The organism is Richelia sinica FACHB-800, assembly GCF_014698825.1.
GTDB lineage: Bacteria > Cyanobacteriota > Cyanobacteriia > Cyanobacteriales > Nostocaceae > FACHB-800.
In genome coordinates this window covers 40,366-61,150 of record NZ_JACJTT010000033.1, presented here as the reverse complement: position 1 = coordinate 61,150, position 20,785 = coordinate 40,366, and the positions used below count along the sequence as shown (strand labels likewise).

Sequence of the window (20,785 nt, the reverse complement as noted above, 5' to 3'; positions counted from 1 at the left end):
AAGGTCTGTCTGTGATTACTTTTTTTGAACAAGCTCTCCAGGCTCAAGTTCATTCCTCTCTATTTGCGCCTTCTTTGATTCCACAACCCTAGACCTGAATCCTTACGAAGCTTTACCGTCAGCCAATTAGTAAAAAAATTGAAAAAATTTCTGATCAAGTAGATATAGATATTGATATTGATGATTTATAGGTTAGGTTAAATAACAAAATTGAACGTAATTAATTTGTATTTGAGTTCAGATAAGTTGATTAATGGACGGATTTAGTTATGATTAAAGAGAGTTGTTAATTATCATTATTTTCAATTTAATTTTGGAGTAATACACCTCTCTAAAAGTTTGTTTATCTCTCCAAGTAAATTATAACTAATAATACGTGCTGTTATTGCACCATCTAAAGTATCATAAAAATATGAAGAATGGGCATCTTCAGCAGCAATAACCATTGCCATGTCTGATTGACCCATATTTCTTAATGTTAGTTCAGTTCCATTTGCATCTTGCCAAACATACTGGTCACAAAATAGTAAATCAGAATTTATTTCATTTTCTATAGAGGCTTTTAAAGGATAAGCCATTAAATCAGATGAATGGATAATATTTAACCATCTGAGTTTATAACCATTACCATAATTTTTACTAGATTTATCTATAACAGCATTAACAATAGAAAAATCAATATCTAGCATCTCTTTGAGGAATAATAGAGGAGAACCTAACGTAGTAATGCTGACTAAATCTAGTTTGTGTAGTTTATCTCGAAAATGTAAAACAGAGTCATCATTAGAAATAACATCTGAAAATAGAATATCCCAAAGAATTAGACTACCTAGAGAATGAGCAATGAAATGAATTTGAGTTTCTTTGGGGTGGTCTTGGATAAATTGGTTAAATTCCTCAAAAATCTGTTTACGAATAATTTGACCGCGTTTAGGATTTTGATAAATTAAAAAATCTCCTAGAAAATTTCTAATTAATTCCTTTCTTCTTGACCTATATCTGTAAATATCATCGTGCCAAAATTTATATTCTGGATGTTGCTGACAAGCTCTTGAATAATCTTTATCTATATAATCAAGAAATTGATGTTTCTTGTGGTTGAATAAATTTCCCCAAAAACTTGAATAAAAATATAGTGAGGTCTCAACTTTTGTTTTACGAACTTGCTTTTTTATATTTTTTATCAGTGCTTCAGCATAGGTAGAATTTTTTGTACTGACACCATGAATAAAGAAGACGAGCATAGTAAAAGCCGCTTATGAAATATTATTCAATCATAATACTGTCAATTTATTGACCTAAGATAATTTAGATTATAGAAAATTGTTATAATATCATTGCGGTCAAGAGGTCTGACCTTTTCAGTCCGTGGTAGCAAGGTCTACCCTTGACTGACCTTGATTTTCCAAAAACACAGTATTTCACAACAATAGGAAGAAACATTATGAATGTATCTATTTCTGAACAAATTATTGAACAATTAAAAATCATGCTTCAAGACTTACAATATCAAGTCCTGGAATTTGCCCGCAATTTGACAAAATCAAAAATCAAAGGTGTGCCCGGTAAAGAATTACTACATTTTGCAGGTTCAATACCCAAAGAAGATTTACAGCTAATGAGTGAAGCAATAAAACAAGATTGTGAAAAGGTTGACTTTGATGAATGGTAGATACTTGCTCGATACCAATATCATTATTGCTTTCTTCGCTGATGAAATAGCAGTCAAAAACAACCTTTCACAAACAAATGAAGTTTTCATACCTAGTATTGCAGTAGGGGAATTGTGTTATGGTGCTAGAAAATCTAGCCGTTCAAAAGAAAATCTAGAACGGATTGAAGAATTGATCGCTAAAAATACTGTACTTGAATGTAATACAGAAACATCTCGAATATACGGTGAAATAAAAAATCAGCTACGTTTAAAAAGTCGTCCCTTACCTGAAAATGATATTTAGATTGATGCAATAAGTCTTCAATATAATCTAATTTTATTTACACGCGATGCTCATTTTCAGGAAATTGAAAATTTACAAACAGTGTCTTGGATATAGTAAACAAATTAGCAATCTTATAAGTAATAATCATGACAGAAAATATTGAAATCAAAACCAGTAGCGGTAAAGTATTTGCTGATTTAGGTCTACCTAACCCAGAGGAAATGCTAGTAAAAGCTGAACTCGCACGGAAAATCAGTAACGCTATCATTGCACGTCATATTACCCAAGAAAAAGCGGCTGAATTATTAAGAATTGATCAGCCAAAAGTTTCTGCTTTAATGAGAGGAAGACTTACAGGTTTTTCTCTGGAAAGAATGTTTAGATTTCTGAATACTTTGGGAATTGATGTGGAAATTACAGTCAAACTTAAATCGAGAGATAATGCACGGATAACAGTAGTTTAAGTTTTGCTATCTATTTGGTTTTTGAAAAGACTCAGTATACGTTGATTCCCGGTCTTAAGAAATATTGACATCAGTTAAATACGTATAAACTTAAAGTTGCATAAATAAAAATAAAATTTTGCTATTTTATCTTCAATATGCGAGATAAAGTAGCTATAATCGGCATCAAGTAGAAACAAAGGCGGTGGATACAATAGTTTGCATCAAAGATTCAGGGAGAGCATTTATTTAGTCCACCAGGGCCAAAGTAAGAGCTTTTTAGTATTAACTAGAGTTCTGTGAGGGCGAACGATGGGACTCGAACCCACGAGTGGTGGAACCACAATCCACTGCCTTAACCACTTGGCTACGCTCGCCATTAATAATCTGATTATAACACACTCGCTCAAAAATGATCCAGACTTTTTTGGCTGAATTTGGATTAATTTATTAACAGTTTTGATAGTTTAACGATTCAACGACCCTGAAAGCAGATGAAAACGCTAACTATTATTACCTTGATTGGGGCGACGGGACTGGCTAGTTTAGGTGTAGTCATGGCTCAGACAAATCCTGAACAGACTAAATATGAGGACTATGCTTTACAACGTCTAAATAAGTTTTTGACAACTGATGTATGTAAAGGCACACAGGGTTTAATTGAAAATTTACTGAATTTAAAGTGTGACAAGTTGGTGGCATCAGCTAATCCCCAGATGCGGCTTGTTATTGCTGACACTACGGAAAGAGAAAATTATCTGCTGTTTAGTGTGTATCGGACGGAGATTAAAGTCAGTTCCTGGCTGCCTGGTTACAAGTTAGAGACGGTGGGAGCGTTTAATCAATTCTATACTTATAATGCTGGGGAGCAATAAATTTTGGTCTGGATTGGGAAATACTTAATATATGAGTTTCCCTGGCAAAATGTGACCAATGAATTTTTGTACACAGTGTTTGTATCCCTACAACCTAGATGATGCTCGATTTTGTGTGAAATGTGGTAGCACTCTTTTGCTCAAAGATCGGTATCGCGTTTTATCTCCCATTGGTCAAGGTGGCTTTGGTAGAACTTTTTTGGCTGTAGATGAACACATTCCTTCCAAGCCTCAATGTGTGATTAAACAGCTGCATTTACACCAGCACAGCGATAGTGTTGGGAGTAAGGCTATGGAGTTATTTGTGCAGGAAGCAGTACGTCTTGATCAGTTACGACACCCACAAATTCCTCAATTGTTGGCACATTTTGAGCAAGAGAACCAGCTGTATTTGGTGCAAGAGTTCATTCAGGGAGAGACTTTAGAACAGGAATTGAAACATCAAGGTGTTTATAATGAGGCGAAAATTAGGCAATTGCTGAAAGATTTATTGCCTGTACTGGAGTTTATTCATTCCCGTCAAGTGATTCACCGGGATATTAAACCCTCAAATATCATGCGGAGACAGCCAGGGGGAGAAGTTGTTTTAATCGATTTTGGTGTGGCTAAATATCTGACTTCTACGGTTTTAGTGAAGACGGGTACAACAGTGGGGAGTCCAGAATATATGCCACCTGAACAAACCAGAGGCAAGGTTTTACCAGCAAGTGACCTTTATAGTTTTGGTGTGACTTGTATTTATTTATTAACTGGGATTTCTCCCTTTGATTTATTTGATGTGACAAGCGATCGCTGGATTTGGCGCGATTATCTACCTCATAATAATCCTATTAGTGGTGATTTGGGCGAAATTATCGATAAATTAATCCAAAATCCCCTGCCTCGACGCTATAAGTCTGCTACAGAGGTAATTGCTGCCCTTACCCCCAAAGCAAAACCAATTGCACCCCAACCTATTAATAAACTTTATTCCTCGACGGGAATTGATTATAAGCAATTAAATAATTTACTGGCAGTCCAGAAATGGCAACAGGCCAATCAACTGACTTGGGATTTGATGTGCCAAGCTTTATCTAAGCCTCTAGGCAGCTATTTTTTTATTAAAGATATTGAAAACATGCCTTGTGAAGATTTGCGGATTATTGATGAATTATGGGCAAAATACAGTAACGGCAAGTTTGGCTTTTCTAGCCAAGTGAAAATTTACAATATCTGTGATTGTGATTATGGTCAATTCTGTGCTGCGGTGGGTTGGAATTTGTCTAAATCGAGTTCTCTGACTCAAGCTTTATCTTTTCGCTTGTCAGCACCAGCAGGCCATTTACCTTCTCACTTTTGGTCTGGTGGAACGCAATTATGGCGGCACCTCAGTGCCTTAGACACAAAATTGAAAAGCTGTTACAATCGTTAATATTTTCTTAACAAGTTTTGATCCTTGCCCATGTCTTCTGCCTATCTGTTGGTCTCTCATGGAAGTCGTGACCCACGTCCAGATATTGCTATGCAGCAATTGGCAAGGTTATTCAGTGAAAGATTACCGCATCATGAGCATTTAGTCGGTACAGCTACTCTAGAATTAAATTCACAGCCTTTACATCAACAAATTGAGCATTTTGCCCAAAAAGCCCAAATCTATGGATGCGATCGCTTAAAAATTGTACCCTTATTTCTACTACCAGGAGTCCATGTGATGACTGATATTCCTGGGGAAGTAACTATTGCACAGCAAACTCTCAGGCAAGAGATGATAATTGATGTGCGACCACATTTAGGCACTCATCCTGGTATGGTTGATTTGCTGAACCAAAGCTTAGTGAATCTCAACACAGACGCATTGATTCTGTTAGCTCATGGTAGCCGTCGTCCTGGTTCTCAAACACCAATAGAGACTATTGCTCATCGTTTGGGTGCTGTCACAGCATATTGGTCTGTGGCTCCTAGCTTAGAGAGTAGAGTAAAAGAAATTATCGCCACTGGCAAGGGGCAGATTGCAATTTTGCCATACTTTCTATTCGCTGGTGGCATCACCGATGCGATCGCTCAAGCAGTAGAAGAGTTAAAATTACAATTTCCAGAGGTAAGTTTGCAATTAATGCCACCTCTGGGAGCAAGTGCAGAACTAGCTAATTTAATTTGGGAATTGACAAACTGATGAACTGCACAGATAAGGAGGGTCAAAAGTTTTTGGGTACGGTGTATTTGGTTGGTGCGGGGCCTGGAGATCCTGGTCTGATGACATTAAAGGGCAAAGGCTTGTTAGCTTGTGCAGATGTTGTCATTTATGATGCCTTAGTCAGTCCAGCGATTTTGGCCATGATTAACCCCGAAGCAGAAAAAATCAATGCAGGTAAGCGTCGGGGAAGACATTCGCTGTTGCAAGAAGAAACCACCCAATTGCTGATCGAAAAAGCCCAAGAACATGCCATAGTTGTACGGCTAAAAGGTGGAGATCCGTTTATTTTTGGCCGGGGTGGAGAAGAAATGTCCGAGTTAGTTGAGGCAGGTATTCCCACAGAAGTAGTGCCAGGAATTACATCGGGAATAGCCGCCGCAGCCTATGCAGGTATTCCTTTGACCCATCGTCTTTATAGTTCTTCTGTAACTTTCGTTACTGGACATGAGGCTTCAGGCAAGTATAAACCCCATGTTAATTGGCAAGCGATCGCCCAAGGTTCAGAAACTATTGTAATTTATATGGGTATACACAACTTACCCTACATCGTAGAACAATTAACCTTAGCTGGTTTGAGTTTAGACACACCCATTGGCTTAGTGCGATGGGGAACACGTCCCGAACAGGAAGAACTAATTGGTCAACTGGGGACAATTGTTAACCAAGTAGAAACAACTGGATTTAGTGCCCCAGCGATCGCTATTATTGGTGCAGTAGTAACTATGCACGGTGTATTGTCTGGTTGTCGTCCTGTTAGCACGTGAGAGTAGGAGTTCAGGAGTTCAGAAGTATGCCTACGGCACGCTGCGCGAACAGGATAATTTAGAAGGAGTTAGGAGTATTATCGAGTCTGGAAAATTGAGCTATTTTTGATGCCATCCTCTGTTTTCTTTCCACATTATTTACCTTTTATACCTCTGAAACTCTTACCTCGTCTAGGTTGTAGGTTTATTCAACTAGCCCTAACTAAATTCTTTGCCAAGAAAGTTGTTTTTCTTCTTCATGCCAATGCCAGCGTAATAACTTAGCAGGTTGATGGGGAGAGATAGTTGGTAAATTAATTGCTTTTCTAGGTGCATCGGTAGCGAGGAAAATAGCTGTTTCCACATCACAAATTCCCCAGGCAACTAAATTCTGTACTCCCACTAATAAAGGTAAAGTAGTTCCTGATAGAGTTCCATCTGCTAATCTTGCAGTACCATTGGTAACTACTATTTCTCGGCTATCCCAAGGATACACCCCATCAGGTAATCCCAAGGGTGCCAGTGCATCACTGACTAAAAACAGTCCCCGACTAGCACGGACGAGAATTTCTAACATTGTAGGTGAGACATGCTGACCATCAGCAATAAAACCACACATCACATGAGGATGGTTCATTGCCACACCTAATAAACCAGGTTCACGATGGTGTAATGGTGGCATGGCATTAAAAGCATGAGTTACCATTGTTGCACCCTGTGTAAAGGCTGTTTGTGCTTGTGCTGCGGTTGCTTGAGAATGGCCTAAACTCACGGTAATGCCTAAGGAACGCAAATATGGAATCACTTCACCGCTAGCATCTAACTCTGGTGCCAAGGTGATAACTTTAACGATGTGGGCATAATCACCTAAAACCCGCTTCACTTCATCTACAGTGAGAGGTAAAAGATATTCTGGGGGATGGGCACCTCGTTTCTGATAATTTAAAAATGGCCCTTCCAAATGGACTCCGAGAATTTGAGCGCCAGATTTTTCGGTAAAATTAGCCAAGATGGCCAGCGATCGCTGTATATTCTCCACAGAAGTAGTCACTAAGGTGGGTAAATAGCCATCAACCCCGACACTCCATAAAAATTGCGATATTTTGGGCAACAAATGAGCATTTTCTGGTGTTAACTCAGGAAATGCTAAACCTAATGCCCCATTAATTTGTAAATCAACCCCACCTAAAGAAATCCAATCACCAGCTACATCGAGAATTTGCACATCTGGCAAAGGAACTCTTTCTCCATCCATTGGTGAAATTGACTCAATCATACCCTCTTGGTTAATCAAAATTCTCTGCCAATCTTGATAACCAGGTACTCGGGCATTGATAATATCTACATTTGTCAAAATCGAATTTAGTGTTGCTGTAGTCATCACCCTGGCCAGAAAAACCTAAATCTCACCCGATTTTAAATTGAACCATTGGCAATTAATCTAAAATCTCAAATTCTATGTCTATTGAAGTTGGTATTATTATGGGCAGCGATTCTGATTTGCCCACGATGAAAGATGCGATCGCCATCTGCGAAGAATTTGGTGTAGAGTGTGAAGTAGCGATCGTTTCCGCTCACCGTACCCCAGAACGTATGGTAGAGTATGCCCAAACAGCACACCAACGGGGTATCAAGGTTATCATTGCTGGTGCTGGTGGTGCAGCCCATCTTCCTGGTATGGTCGCATCCCTCACCCCACTACCTGTAATTGGCGTTCCCGTAGCGACTCGTCACCTCCAAGGTGTCGATTCTCTATATTCCATTGTGCAAATGCCCGCAGGTATTCCCGTGGCTACAGTAGCCATTGGTAACGCTAAAAATGCAGGTTTGTTAGCAGTACAAATTCTTGCCACACACCAACCAGAATTACTCGCAAAAGTCCAAGCATATCGTCAAAGTCTACGGGATATGGTGATGGACAAACAAAGTCAATTAACAGAATTAGGCTACAAACAATATTTACAACAAATGTCTTAAAACCACTCCCAGTTTTAAGTAGCTATGCAAAATCAAAATATTGATGTCATTACCTTGGTGTAAACTGCCTGTGAAGATTAGGAATGCAGCAACTGCAAACCGCTGCTATTACTAAATTCAATCTTTCTTACTTCACCAAGAAAATGTATATTGCACTTTGCATGACTACTTAACATACCGTCACTCATCACTCAAAACTGCTGTAGATGATGACAATACAGTTACTAGATGGTAGACAATATTAATCTAAATAAAGGTGGAAGCAAAAGTGTACCGCCTACTAACACAGCTACTAAAGCAGAAATTAGCACTGCACCAGCAGCACAGTCTTTAGCAATTTTTGCTAACTCATGGTAAGTTTGCTTCACAGTTAAGTCAACTATAGACTCTAACGCTGTGTTGAGCAATTCCAAGGTTAAAACTAAACCACTAGTCAGGGCGATAACTGCTACCTCTACAGACGGTAACCTTAAAAATAGGCTTAGAGAAATGACAATAGCGCATACAGCTACATGAATGCGAAAATTCCGTTGTGTTTTAAAACCATAGGTGATACCAGCCCAGGCATATTTAAAACTAACGAGTAAATTAGAGGCTATTTGCCAAGAAAGTTCCCGTTCTTTAGTCACAATTTTGGGCAGACGGTTGGGTGTTGGTGGTGGCGAAACTTTTTGGGACATATGCTGACAACTACAACAACAAAAAATGCAAATTGGGAATACTTGCTGATTTTAATAAAGCTACTGATTTTGACGCAATTTTAAGTAATTTGTTACATAAGAATTGTAAAAGTCTTACTCAAAATTCAAATTTGTCAATTCGCAGACTTGAATAAACAACATTACTAGGGTGATCAGTAAATAGAAATATCGCTTATTTCATTGGCTTTTGCACCTTTTGTCAATAGATATTTATTCTTACCTCACTGCCCTAGTCACTATCGTTGATACTTGAAGTTAATACTCTAAGTCAATAGTCATGCCCACGGAATTCAGCAATTGGGTCTGTTGTTGTAACATTCGCATCAAACTTTCATCATCAGGATGATCCCATCCTAGAAGATGTAATAAACCATGAGCGGTTAACCAAGCTAGCTCTTGAGGCAAACCATGGCCATTTTGTTGTGCTTGACGGGCAGCCGTATCTAGAGATACTACAATATCACCCAAATACAAAGGCAAAGATGCTAGCATTTCTTCATTTTGGGGAAAATCAGCCTCTAAAGCCGCAAAGGATAAAACGTCTGTCGGCTTATCCTGCTGTCGATACTGAGCATTTAAAGCTTGAATTTCTCCATCATCCGTCAAGCGTAAACCAATTTCATAACTTGCGGCTGGGGGGAGATGGGGATGAAGAATTTCTAACCACTGATGAAACCAACTTTCCCAGGTGTGGTCAGGAATCAGACTATCATCCTCTTTGATTTGTGATTGAACAGAGTCAGATTCCTGCACACAATTTTCTAAAAACAATTCTACTTGCAGGGCCACACAGTATCCTCAATTAGCGGGTGAGATAAGCAAGACCCACGAGGACAGCTAAAAGCCCTACAGCAGTCATTGCAAAATGTTTGAGCGAAGTAGCGCCTTTCCTGACCATGTTTCGCATGGCAAGTTTGACGTAGCTAGGTTGAGTTTCTGTCGTTGGAGAGTCACTCATAATGATTTAATCTCTATTTCTTTAATCTTAAATTAACAGAATAATTAGCGGCACGACTGAAGACAGAGAAAATTGCCTGTATCCACCAAAAAATTAGGGTAACTCCAGAAATTCCAGAATTACCCTAATTTATTCATCCTGACCAACAATGGTTAGGCAAATGCCGCAGTTCTTACATCGTTATTAGCGAGAATAGCCTGCAACTCGTCCGCATCTACGGTTTCTTTGTCAATCAACATTTGGGCGATTTCGTCCAAAACTTTGCGGTTGCTGACCAATACTTCCTTGGCTCTGCTATAAGCTGCATCCACTAATTTGCGGACTTCTTCGTCAATGGCAGCTGCGGTTTCTTCAGAAAAGTCACGTTCTGCCATGATATCCCGGCCTAAGAACATGTTACCTTGCTGACGACCTAGTGCCACAGGTCCCAAGCGATCGCTCATTCCGAACCGAGTAATCATTTGTCTGGCCACTCTGGCCACCTGCTGCAAGTCATTGGAAGCACCTGTGGTGACTTCTTCATCACCAAAGACAATTTCTTCAGCGAGACGACCACCTAAAGCCACAGCCATTTGATTTTCTAAATAAGCACGGCTATATAAACCTGTTTCCATCCGGTCTTCACTGGGGGTGAACCAAGTCAAACCACCGGCACGACCACGGGGAATAATGCTAATCTTCTGTACGGGGTCGTAATCTGGCATTAATGCCCCTACTAAGGCGTGACCAGCTTCATGATATGCCACCAAGGTCTTGCGCTTTTCGCTCATTACCCGGTCTTTCTTCTCTGGCCCAGCTAATACACGGTCGATGGCATCATTGATTTCATCCATGGAGATTTCCGTTAAGTTGCGACGTGCAGCTAAAATAGCGGCTTCGTTCAACAAGTTGGATAAATCTGCACCGGTGAAACCAGGGGTACGACGGGCAATTTTCTCTAGGTCTACATCCTTAGCTAAGGTTTTACCACGGGCATGGACTTTGAGAATTTCACAACGTCCAGAGTAGTCGGGACGGTCTACTACTACTTGACGGTCGAAACGACCAGGACGTAATAAGGCTGCATCAAGTACGTCAGGACGGTTGGTAGCAGCGATGATAATAATACCTGTGTTACCTTCAAAACCATCCATTTCGGTGAGTAACTGGTTGAGGGTTTGTTCTCTTTCATCGTTACCACCACCTAAACCAGCACCCCGTTGACGACCTACTGCGTCAATTTCATCAATGAAGACGATACAAGGAGCGTTAGTTTTAGCTTGCTCAAATAAGTCACGGACGCGGGAAGCACCCACACCGACGAACATTTCCACGAATTCAGAACCGGAGATGGAGAAGAAAGGAACACCAGCTTCCCCTGCTACAGCACGAGCGAGGAGGGTTTTACCAGTTCCTGGAGGGCCAACTAATAGTACACCTTTAGGAATTTTTGCACCAACAGCGGTAAAGCGATCGGCATTTTTCAAAAAGTCTACGACTTCATTTAATTCCAATTTAGCTTGGTCAATACCTGCAACATCACCAAAGGTGACTTGGGTTTGAGGTTCCATTTGCACTCTAGCTCTGGACTTGCCAAAGTTCATGGCTTGGCTACCAGGGCCATTTTGAGCACGACGGAGTAAGAAAAATAAGCCAACTAAAAGCAATACAGGGAAAAATAAGCTACTTAGGGCCTTAAACCAAAATGCTTCATCTGATTGGGGTAAGACCGAGATATCAACGCCTTTAGCAGTGAGGGTGTTAATTAAGTCTGGGTCGTTGACTAAAGTTACTATCTTTTTATTGGGGTCGTATTTGGGTGTCACCAGTGCTGTAGACCGGTCTGAACTCAAACTAACCTTTTCTACTCTACCTTTTTCAACTTCTTGAATAAATTGACTGTAGCGCCATGATTCTTTGCTTTGAGGTTGTTTATCAAAGAAAGCTGTGCCTAATGCAATAACAACAATAAAAAGCAGTGCGTACAGCCCCGCATTTCTCCATCTTTTATTCACCGAGGTTATTCCTCCTATATTTTTTTGCCTTCACGCAGCGTCTCCGAGGGAGAAAGCATTATGAGAATTATGTTAACTTATCTTAAGATATACCAAAATCTTTCTCTTGTCATGCTAGAAAAAAGCTCCTCAATTGCTGCAAACTTGGGTGATGGGGATGATATGGTAATGACCCTGTAGGATATTGGACTGTGTGAATGGGAATAAGTTCAACCACACTATTAGTGTAAGCGATCGCCTCAAATCCCTGCACAATATCGGCTGACCAAGGTTCCATCTGGCAGATAATTTGCTGATTTTCTAAATGATTTAATATTTGCTGACGTACTACCCCTGGCAAAATTCCAGCTGTTAAGGGTGGTGTCCACCAAGTACCATCTTTCCAGCCCCACAGGTTGCCAGTGCTAGTTTCCAACCAATTACCTGCTACATCTACAAGAATGGCTTCTTGGGCATCTGTGGCTTGGTTTTTGGCTAACCAAGGGCTGAGATAATTACCTGTTTTATGGCCAGGGAGAGACCGCCCCAACTCCGCCATCGCTAAGACACATTTTATACCTTCTGTCTGCTGACTGGTTAAATTTGGTGGTAAAAATCTGCCAATAATCAATTCTCGACCATCAGGAAAAATAGTAATTCTCAGGACGGGGTAATGTGCTAAAAGTAGCTGTCCACCTTGACGAACTTGCTCCCAATTAGGTTCTGACCAATGAAAACTGTGGAGACTAAATTTCAAGCGATCGCAATGGGCTGACCAATTAGTTAATCTGCTATCTAAAGTATTATTATACACTCTTAATGTAGTAAAAACCGTCGCCCCATACAAGAATCCTGGATCATAAATATCTAATTCGATGGTGGGAGAGGAAATTAATTTACCGTTGTACCAATAAACCGTCATTTATTTAGTGGAAAAACATGCTGAATCGTCTACTTGAAGGCAGTTGAGGCTGAAACTGGCTGTGTACTCAAAAAGATTTGATGCTTTGCCAGTTATCGGTTTATTTAATCAGATGGATATTTTGGAAATTTCAATTATACAATAGGATTTCTCATCCATTTATACAGACGCAAAAAACATATAAATCTTGATTCTGTATTTTACATTTTCTCAACATTGCCCTGTTAGTTTGCAATTAAATTGATTATGACTATACAAGGAATTTATGAAGTTTGTATTGGCATCACTGAACCAATTTCCGCTATTCAATATTGGGAGCAATTTGGTTATCGAATTGGTGCAGTAGGAAATTTAAGGGCTGATACTGCCAAGGATTTATATGCAGTCGATTCAGAACTACAATCAATTCGGCTTTATCATCAAGATGCAGACCATGGTTTAATTCGGTTGATGATGTGGCAGCAACCTATTAATCAAGGTTTGGTTATTAGTTCTATGCGAGTTAAGGGTAATCGTTGGGCTACTACTTTAACCGCTGATTTGTTGGGTATATTAAATCATGCAGAAGAAGCAGAAAAAGAAGGCAAGGATATTAAATATAGTAATCCTTTTTGGGAAGTAATTTATAACAAAAACCAGAAAATACAGCCATTTATAAGTTCCCTAACTGGGGTAAGAGAAATGCTGCTACTGCAACCATTGACTCGTCAAGTTTTATTTCAAAGGTTTGGATATGTAGTCCCCAACTATGGCAAAATTAACCCCCAGTCAACTTTCCAAACCAGCCAATTCACCCATATGGGAATGATTGTCCAAGATGATAGTAAAGAAATTCTCAAATTCTATGAAGACGTTTTAGATTTGTTGCGGGTGCGGGATGATGTGGAAACAGGTGATGAATCAGCAGCAGGAAGAGAAATGTTTCATCTGCAACCAGGGGAAAAATTTATAGTCACTGCTTTTGATGACCCTCGTTCATCTGTCTCTGATTTCATGCAGGCCCGTAGTGGTAGACTTTATATCATTCGTTTTCCTGAAAGTATTCAGCTAGAGTCTAGATATGAACTCGCTCAACCTGGTAGCTTGGGGATGTGTCTTTATACTTATCGTGTTCAGGGAATTCATGATTATTTTACTAAAGTTGAAAATAGTCATGTGAGAAAATTGACGCAAATTACTAGTAATGAATTTGGAGAAATGAGTTTTTCATTTGTAGCTCCTGATGGCTATTTTTGGACTTTGGTTGAAAGCAGAGACTAAAAGGGTTTGCCCAATTTTAATTAGCAGCACTAACCATAGATAAATAGAGAACCATCACCATCAGAAGCGATTATGGATAGCCAATCGGTGGAAACAGCAACAATGGTATCCAAGGATGTTGGTTATGACTCAGGAAAGAAAATCAAGGGGCGTAAGCGCCATATACTTATTGACACCTTGGGCTTGTTGTTAGTGGTTGTAATCACTACTGAGTAAGGACTATGAGATTTTACCTGAAACAACAGAGGCTTTTATTTATGTAGCAATGATTCGTTTAATGTTGAAGCAATTGGCGTAATCAAAATCACTTTCTCAACACTTTTCAGACATCCTCTTACCAGAGAATTAATGATTATATTTTCTGTGTTAATGCCCAAACACAATATGGAAAGTCAGGTTCATTTTTTAATGAATGCAAGAAAATTGGACGATAAATAACCCAATCACGCCAATTGGCTTTAATACAAGCACGGTTTCCCCATGAACCGGTTTGTGTAGTTTCTAAAGGAAATCCACATTCTGCTAAGAAATATTTTAGTCCTATTTCAGTCCAGCGACTACAATCAATAGGATAGTTATGGATACGCACTAAAAATGGTGTAGATATAAGAAAATATCCTCCAGGATTGAGCATTTGATATACATTTTTACCTGCTCGATAAGGCCAAAGTAAATGTTCAAATACCTGATCAGCAATAATTAAATCAAAGGTTTTTGGTAAAACTGTTTCACAAATGTCATATTCAGGATAATGAATGGCTTTGTATTCTTTAAACCCTGTTTTTTCCCAATAGTTCCCTGATATTTCTAAAACCTTTAATTGGCTGGGCTGTAAACCCTCCACCAGTTTTCTAGTCTCTTGTTGCATAATCACCCGACTCCAGTTAGTGGGAATTTTGCTATTACCCAAGAGAAAGTCTAGAGATGATCTAATTTTTTTAAATCCTGGCAACGTTCTGAGTGGATTATAAAACATAGTCAATAAATGTTTTAGTTTAATGTGTTTATTGTAACTTCAGGATAGCTATAAAACAAAAGACGCAGAAAACGCCTCTCTTGCGCCTCTGCGTCTCTGCGTGAGAAAAATCTCTTATACCATTTCCGAAGTTTGCACCGTTGGCTGAGGCTGGGGCTGGAACATAAACAGCGAATAAACCACATCTCGACGGATATTCACCATCATATCCAAGAACAACTCATAACCCTCACTCTTATACTCAATTAGCGGGTCTTTTTGCCCATAACCACGCAAGCCAACCGACTCACGCAAAGCATCCATTTGTTGCAGATGTTCTCGCCACAAAGTATCTATGCGTTGGAGGATAAAGAACCGTTCCGCTTGACGCATCAAACCTGGTTGAATTTGGTCAATTTGCGCCTCTTTAATATCATAGGCGATACGCGCTTGTTCGTGGAGGAAAGCCTTAATTTCTGGTACGCCCATATCCTCCAACTGACTAGCTTGCATATCAGCTAAGAGATAAACAAATTCCTTGACCTTATCTACCAACTTTTCTAATTCCCATTCTTCCGAAGGTAAATCAGGGTTGATGTAATAATCAACGATGTCGTCCATCGTTTTTTCAGCGTATGTAATGACCTGTTCCTTCAAGTCTTCACCTTCTAATACCCGACGACGTTCAGCGTAGATAGCACGACGTTGGTTATTCATTACCTCGTCATACTCAAACACCTGCTTACGGATGTCGTAGTAATAGGTTTCTACCTTTTTCTGTGCCCCTTCCAAGCTGCGGGTTAACATTCCCGACTCAATGGGCATATCTTCTTCTACTTGGAAAGCATTCATCAAACCGGCAACGCGATCGCCCCCAAAGATCCGCAATAGGTTATCCTCTAAACTGAGGAAAAATCTTGTCGTTCCCGGGTCACCTTGTCTTCCTGCCCGTCCACGCAACTGGTTATCAATACGGCGAGACTCGTGACGTTCTGTACCAATTACATGTAAACCACCCAAGTCCACCACTTCATTATGTTCGCGGCTGGTGAACTCCTCATACTCCTGTTTCACCCGGTTGTAAGCATCCCGCAACTGTTGAATTATGGGGTCGTCTGTGGGTGCTTTTTCCACAGCCACCGCAATCTTATCTTCTGCTTCTAATTCTGGTAGACTGCGTTCTCCATACTCCTTCACCGCAGCTTCTACCGCTTGTTTCAACTGATTTTCTGCTGCTTGGGTTAATTGGGTGGGGAAGATTTCTGGAGAGGCCCGCCAAGTTTTCACCTTGCGACCAGGAACAAAGCCTTGACCACCACCATGACCACCAGGTAGTCCAGCAGCCCGTTGTACGCCAAATACATCTTCATTTTCTGGCTGAACGATACGCGGCATAAAGTATTCCCGCAACTTCAACCGCGCCATGTATTCAGAGTTACCACCCAGGATGATATCTGTCCCTCGACCTGCCATGTTAGTAGCGATGGTGACAGCCCCTCTGCGTCCTGCTTGGGCGACAATTTCCGCTTCCCGTTCTACGTTCTCAGGTCTAGCATTGAGTAACTCGTGGGGAATGTTCATTTCCTTGAGGAGTCGGCTGAGAAGTTCGGATTTTTCCACACTGGTAGTTCCCACTAATACGGGTCTACCTTGTTCGTGCATTTCTCCACATTCTCGCGCGATCGCTCTCCATTTACCAGGTTCTGTCTTAAACACCATATCCGACAAATCTTGCCGTTTTCTGGTGCGGTTGGTGGGGATAATTGTAACTTCTAATTTATAAATCTTTTCAAATTCTGCTTCTTCTGTCTTCGCTGTTCCCGTCATCCCTGCCAACTTGGGATAAAGCAAGAACAGGTTTTGATAGGTAATAGTCGCCAAAGTTTGGGTTTCTGGCTGAATTTCTACCCTTTCCTTCGCTTCAATGGCTTGGTGTAGTCCATCACTCCACCGTCGTCCTGGTAGCACCCGGCCAGTAAATTCATCAACAATCACCACTTCCCCATTCCGGACTATGTAGTTCACATCCTTGAGGAATAATTCTTTGGCTTTAATAGCATTAAAGACAAAATGCGCCCATGGGTCTTCTGGGTCAAATAAATCTGTTACTCCTAATAAATTTTCTGCTTCTGCAAATCCTTCATCAGTTAACAGTACATTTCGTGCCTTTTCATCCACCTCATAATGTTCATCTTTTTTTAAGGTGAAGGCAATTTCTGCGGCTTGTAAATACTTTTCTGTGGGTCTTTCTACCTGACCAGAAATAATTAAAGGTGTGCGGGCTTCATCAACGAGAATTGAGTCTACTTCGTCAATTACACAATAATTAAACGGACGCTGTACCACATCTGCCATGGATGTAGCCATATTGTCCCGCAGGTAATCAAAACCTACTTCACTGTTAGTAACATATGTAATATCACAGTCATAGTTTTTCTTCCGTTCATTGGGGGTCATGGTGGCTTGAATTAGCCCCACACTTAACCCCAAAAAGCGATGCACCTGACCCATCCATTCCGCGTCCCGACGTGCCAGGTAATCGTTGACGGTGACTACGTGTACACCTTTACCACTTAGGGCATTGAGATAACTTGGTAAAGTAGCTACTAAGGTTTTGCCTTCACCGGTTTTCATTTCTGCAATTTGTCCAGAATGCAGAATAATCCCACCTAGTAGCTGAACATCAAAATGCCTTAAACCTAATACTCGCCGTCCTGCTTCTCGGACAACTGCAAAAGCCTCTGGTAAAATATCATCCAGAGATTCACCTTTGGCCAAGCGTTGTTTAAATTCGGCGGTTTTACCTTTTAAAGCTTCGTCAGAGAGCGCCTTAATTTCTTCCTCTAACAGGTTAATTTCTGTAATGTAAGGTTGGTATTTTTTTAGTTTACGAGCGTTGGGATCGCCCAACAGAAGTTTTAGCATGGCAGTTTATGGAACTAAATTAAGGGGGATGGGGATTAAAGGTTTAGCTATATGATTATAAACATTTAACCCAAACGAGCCGTTGTGGTTGTGATTGGGTCACAGATGAGATTTAACTCAAAAAGCTAATGAAAACAAACCAATCACTTTCATCAATGATTGGTTTTCATTCATATCTTAATATTGAAACTTCTTCATCGTATCATTTTGGCGGGTGATGGAGGAGCGATCGCTTCCCGATACAAACTGGAGGGTTATCACTACTTTTGCCCTGCTGGCTGTCCCTGCTGATATTCCCTGGTTTTGGAAGAATTTATACTCACTCTTTCTTGGATTTACAGGTTTTTACTGCACTGTCACCTATCACCTGTTACTCCTATGGCTAAGGCCACGCAATTGCTCATGGAGGAAATGGAGAACAAGGGAGACAAGGACGACAAAGGGGACAAGGAGGAATATCTTCTTTTTTCTCCCCCTCTCCTCTACTCCTCCTCTCCTCTACTCCTCCTCTCCTCTACTCCCCCTCTCTTTCTGTCCCCTGTCCCCTGCTATATGTAGAGAGCAGTTTGCTCTTGCTTACTGCCCTCCGAGTTTGTTAAATGCCAGCATGACCTAATGCTAATCCAGCAACCAACATACCTAATACCAGGAATGGTTGGGCACTAGCTTGATATTTCACATCATTAGCTAGGGGGTCACGGAGAAAATACATATCTTGGAATGTGATTTGTGGCAGGATTAATAACACCAGAATTGCTGCATATAAATTCTCATGAATACTCACAAGATAAGCAGCTATTAAGCCTTGGAATAAATCAATCATCACTACACAAATCCAAGCGGCAGTGTTGATGCCAAACATAACTGGTAGTGATTGTAATCCCAGTTGGCGATCGCCTTCCACACTCTTAAAGTCGTTAACAACGGCAATTCCCAATCCAGCCAAGCTGTAAACCAAGGTAATGACGATAATTTTCCAATTTAATTCGCCAAATAAAGCATGACCAGCCCACCAAGGTAAAGCAATGTAACTAGCACCTAAAGCATAGTTGCCTAACCAACCATTTTGCTTGAGTTTTAATGGTGGTGCAGAGTAGATATAGGCAATAAAAGTACCAAAAATTGCCAAAACGGTGATATTGGGAAACTCATGTCCTGCCCACAAATCTAAAACAAATGCCAAACCAATGCCAGCTAGCAATAAAAATACGATTTGTGTGACAACCTGGGGTACAGAAATTGCCCCAGAAGGAATAGGACGGTAAGGTTCGTTAATCGCGTCAATTTCCCTGTCATAGAAATCATTCAGGGTTTGGGTATAGCCGGTCAGCAATGGGCCAGACAACAACATACAAGCTGCTGCCTTGAGGACATTTTCTAGACTCCAGGTGTAGTTACCAGAAGAAGCCGCACCACAGACCACACCCCAAATCAGAGGTATCCAGGTAATGGGCTTCATCAATTGCAAGCGAATTTTCCAGATGGAAGTTTCCCCTGGTGCTGCACCTTTCATCCCTAGTAGTTGTCTAGTTTTAGCGGTGCGGTCAGCAGCTTCTGAAGTTGGAGATTCCACAGCCTCAGTAGATTGAGGATTTTGGTTGATGGGAGTTGATTCAGACATAAATTTATTCGTAGGTCATGGGTAAGCTAAACCACATCTAGTTTGCATAACAGACATGTCAATAAATATTTTGGGGTGGGTATTTTGCCAGGTGATGAGTGATTGGTCAGATATCTGGAAGTAGCGGGTGGAAATTTATCTGTTATCCACCTCTCAAGCGTTGCATGGACGACCCCACCCCAAGAGAAAGGGAAATTTGGGGGAAGTGGTTAAAAAGAAATTATCAAATAACCATTCTGGAACTTAGCACCGGTGACAGGTCTGCCACTTAAGGCGGGGGGTAGGAAGATATTACGCCGTTGGTCTCCAGCCTCTACAGTCACCTCTGGCCCGTATTGGGTAAGTTTGACTTGTTTTTTGTCAAAACCTGGCAAAAAGAGGCGGACTTGGTGATTGTGAATATCAATTTCTATGGGTTTGGGAGCTTTAGCCGCCTGTTCAGTAAAGTTAGGAAGGGCATCAAGCATAGATGACCAATCTCCTGTGGCTACCTCAGGGACTACACTCACAGGTAAGGGTGTGAAGTCCTCTGACAGGGTTTGTTGATCAGCCGTAAGGAGAATTACACCCCCAACGGTTAGACCAATTTGTTGGGCACTACCCCAGAGATAACGAGCATTTGCTGTATCTATGGGGTCTGGGGTGGTTACTAAAAAGGCGGCAACACGCTGAGGATCTGCTAGGGCTGCTTTTCCTTTGTCGAGAAAATTATTAACTTGGTTCGTGGGTTGAGCAAAGTTATCAGCAGTCCAGTTGACATTAAACAGGCTGCTAATTAGCGGTTGTACTAAGGGGGATTCTGTGATGGTCTTTCCTAAATCAGAATTGGCAAACAGTTGGCGGAAACGCCGCACATACCAGCTGAGGGATTCTGGCATTCCCAACATCCGCAGGGTGAAAGAGTCGCCTGTGCCATCATAAATAATCACGTCATAGTTGCCGCTGGCATCGTATTCGCGGATGGCATTCAAAGCGAGGGCGCTGTCCATGCCTGGTAATACTACCAGTTCTTGTCCATATACTTCTTTAAAGATAGGGGTGCGGAGGTATTGCGCCTCAAGTTTTTTCAGTTCTTCCCAGTTCCGCTCTAGTAATACAGATGCTTGGAACTGTACTGCTTGCAAATTGGGTTCTATTTCCTGGGGGTCGGGGGTGATAGATGTCCCTATTAACATTGGCAATGTTGGCTCTGCAAGTCCTGCTAGGAGTACACGCTTGCCTTGTTTTGCCAATAGCTTGGCTGTAGCGATCGCTATTTTGCTGCGAGCAATGCCGCTTTTGCCTAAAAATGTCAGTATCAAGGCCATTACTTGATTCCT

At 40.9% G+C, this 20,785-nt stretch carries 20 protein-coding genes, 1 tRNA gene and 1 pseudogene; 10 read left to right on the top strand and 12 right to left on the bottom strand.

Features of this window, described 5'->3' with window-relative positions; genetic code table 11:
• Window positions 1–302: 302 nt before the first annotated feature.
• Window positions 303–1,244, bottom strand: a complete 942-nt coding sequence (locus tag H6G73_RS19025; protein WP_190607328.1) for an alpha/beta hydrolase — start codon at window positions 1,242–1,244, stop codon at window positions 303–305.
• 200 nt (window positions 1,245–1,444) lie between these two features.
• On the opposite strand from H6G73_RS19025, the gene H6G73_RS19020 reads away from it, so the two are divergent.
• The 3 genes from H6G73_RS19020 to H6G73_RS19010 all read left to right on the top strand — a co-directional run bounded on the left by H6G73_RS19020 (window position 1,445) and on the right by H6G73_RS19010 (window position 2,404).
• Entirely contained in the window at window positions 1,445–1,672 is a 228-nt protein-coding gene (locus H6G73_RS19020) for a hypothetical protein (RefSeq protein ID WP_190607326.1), read from the top strand.
• Window positions 1,644–1,958: a PIN domain-containing protein gene (locus H6G73_RS19015; protein ID WP_244997469.1), complete on the top strand. Its 315-nt coding sequence runs from the start codon at window positions 1,644–1,646 to the stop codon at window positions 1,956–1,958. The genes H6G73_RS19020 and H6G73_RS19015 overlap by 29 nt, the downstream gene beginning before the upstream one ends.
• Before the next feature lie 128 nt (window positions 1,959–2,086).
• Window positions 2,087–2,404, top strand: a complete 318-nt coding sequence (locus tag H6G73_RS19010) for a helix-turn-helix domain-containing protein (RefSeq protein ID WP_190607324.1) — start codon at window positions 2,087–2,089, stop codon at window positions 2,402–2,404.
• Window positions 2,405–2,687: 283 nt separating this feature from the next.
• Here H6G73_RS19010 and H6G73_RS19005 read toward each other — a convergent pair.
• Window positions 2,688–2,760 (bottom strand) — tRNA-His (locus H6G73_RS19005).
• A gap of 117 nt (window positions 2,761–2,877) precedes the next feature.
• Between H6G73_RS19005 and H6G73_RS19000 the strand changes: the two genes are divergently transcribed.
• Genes H6G73_RS19000 through cobA form a run of 4 tightly spaced genes read left to right on the top strand, consistent with a single transcriptional unit; the run spans window position 2,878 to window position 6,195 of the window.
• Window positions 2,878–3,258, top strand: a complete 381-nt coding sequence (locus H6G73_RS19000) for a DUF4359 domain-containing protein (RefSeq protein ID WP_190607322.1) — start codon at window positions 2,878–2,880, stop codon at window positions 3,256–3,258.
• Window positions 3,259–3,316: 58 nt separating this feature from the next.
• Window positions 3,317–4,669 (top strand): serine/threonine-protein kinase, encoded by a 1,353-nt coding sequence (locus H6G73_RS18995; protein WP_190607321.1) that lies wholly within the window; start codon window positions 3,317–3,319, stop codon window positions 4,667–4,669.
• Between the two features lie 30 nt (window positions 4,670–4,699).
• Window positions 4,700–5,410 carry a sirohydrochlorin chelatase gene (locus tag H6G73_RS18990; RefSeq protein ID WP_190607319.1) on the top strand — a complete coding sequence of 237 codons (711 nt, stop codon included), beginning with the start codon at window positions 4,700–4,702 and terminating at the stop codon, window positions 5,408–5,410.
• Window positions 5,410–6,195: a uroporphyrinogen-III C-methyltransferase gene (gene cobA, locus H6G73_RS18985; protein WP_190607317.1), complete on the top strand. Its 786-nt coding sequence runs from the start codon at window positions 5,410–5,412 to the stop codon at window positions 6,193–6,195. Before H6G73_RS18990 ends, cobA begins: the two co-directional genes overlap by 1 nt.
• A 202-nt stretch (window positions 6,196–6,397) precedes the next feature.
• Here cobA and nagA read toward each other — a convergent pair whose 3' ends face one another.
• Entirely contained in the window at window positions 6,398–7,555 is a 1,158-nt protein-coding gene (nagA, locus tag H6G73_RS18980; RefSeq protein WP_190607315.1) for an N-acetylglucosamine-6-phosphate deacetylase, read from the bottom strand.
• A gap of 77 nt (window positions 7,556–7,632) precedes the next feature.
• Between nagA and purE the strand changes: the two genes are divergently transcribed.
• A complete protein-coding gene (purE, locus tag H6G73_RS18975; protein ID WP_190607314.1) occupies window positions 7,633–8,151 on the top strand; it encodes a 5-(carboxyamino)imidazole ribonucleotide mutase in 519 nt (172 codons plus the stop codon).
• A 224-nt stretch (window positions 8,152–8,375) separates the two neighbouring features.
• Here purE and H6G73_RS18970 read toward each other — a convergent pair whose 3' ends face one another.
• The 5 genes from H6G73_RS18970 to H6G73_RS18950 form a co-directional block, all read right to left on the bottom strand.
• Window positions 8,376–8,831 carry a diacylglycerol kinase family protein gene (locus tag H6G73_RS18970; protein WP_190607312.1) on the bottom strand — a complete coding sequence of 152 codons (456 nt, stop codon included), beginning with the start codon at window positions 8,829–8,831 and terminating at the stop codon, window positions 8,376–8,378.
• A gap of 276 nt (window positions 8,832–9,107) precedes the next feature.
• A complete protein-coding gene (gene ybeY, locus H6G73_RS18965; RefSeq protein WP_190607337.1) occupies window positions 9,108–9,635 on the bottom strand; it encodes an rRNA maturation RNase YbeY in 528 nt (175 codons plus the stop codon).
• A 19-nt stretch (window positions 9,636–9,654) separates the two neighbouring features.
• The gene (locus tag H6G73_RS18960) at window positions 9,655–9,810 is read right to left on the bottom strand and encodes a DUF3285 domain-containing protein (RefSeq protein WP_190607310.1); all 156 of its coding nucleotides are present in this window, start codon (window positions 9,808–9,810) and stop codon (window positions 9,655–9,657) included.
• A gap of 152 nt (window positions 9,811–9,962) precedes the next feature.
• The gene (gene ftsH3 / locus H6G73_RS18955; RefSeq protein ID WP_269468934.1) at window positions 9,963–11,804 is read right to left on the bottom strand and encodes an ATP-dependent zinc metalloprotease FtsH3; all 1,842 of its coding nucleotides are present in this window, start codon (window positions 11,802–11,804) and stop codon (window positions 9,963–9,965) included.
• Between the two features lie 109 nt (window positions 11,805–11,913).
• Window positions 11,914–12,705: an aminotransferase class IV gene (locus H6G73_RS18950; protein ID WP_190607309.1), complete on the bottom strand. Its 792-nt coding sequence runs from the start codon at window positions 12,703–12,705 to the stop codon at window positions 11,914–11,916.
• A 246-nt stretch (window positions 12,706–12,951) separates the two neighbouring features.
• On the opposite strand from H6G73_RS18950, the gene H6G73_RS18945 reads away from it, so the two are divergent.
• Both H6G73_RS18945 and H6G73_RS25165 read left to right on the top strand, forming a co-directional pair.
• Window positions 12,952–13,965, top strand: a complete 1,014-nt coding sequence (locus H6G73_RS18945; RefSeq protein ID WP_190607307.1) for a VOC family protein — start codon at window positions 12,952–12,954, stop codon at window positions 13,963–13,965.
• A gap of 45 nt (window positions 13,966–14,010) precedes the next feature.
• Window positions 14,011–14,169, top strand: a pseudogene (locus tag H6G73_RS25165) (transposase); the annotation flags it as partial.
• Between the two features lie 148 nt (window positions 14,170–14,317).
• On the opposite strand, the gene H6G73_RS18935 reads toward H6G73_RS25165, so the two are convergent.
• From H6G73_RS18935 to H6G73_RS18920, 4 genes are all read right to left on the bottom strand, one after another.
• The gene (locus tag H6G73_RS18935) at window positions 14,318–14,833 is read right to left on the bottom strand and encodes a class I SAM-dependent methyltransferase (protein ID WP_242034243.1); all 516 of its coding nucleotides are present in this window, start codon (window positions 14,831–14,833) and stop codon (window positions 14,318–14,320) included.
• Window positions 14,834–15,055: 222 nt separating this feature from the next.
• Entirely contained in the window at window positions 15,056–17,845 is a 2,790-nt protein-coding gene (gene secA, locus H6G73_RS18930; protein WP_190607304.1) for a preprotein translocase subunit SecA, read from the bottom strand.
• A 595-nt stretch (window positions 17,846–18,440) separates the two neighbouring features.
• Window positions 18,441–19,466, bottom strand: coding sequence for a chlorophyll synthase ChlG (chlG, locus tag H6G73_RS18925; protein ID WP_190607302.1), 1,026 nt, complete (start codon window positions 19,464–19,466; stop codon window positions 18,441–18,443).
• A gap of 209 nt (window positions 19,467–19,675) precedes the next feature.
• A complete protein-coding gene (locus H6G73_RS18920) occupies window positions 19,676–20,773 on the bottom strand; it encodes a Get3/ArsA fold putative tail anchor-mediating ATPase NosAFP (RefSeq protein ID WP_190607301.1) in 1,098 nt (365 codons plus the stop codon).
• Window positions 20,774–20,785: the final 12 nt, after the last annotated feature.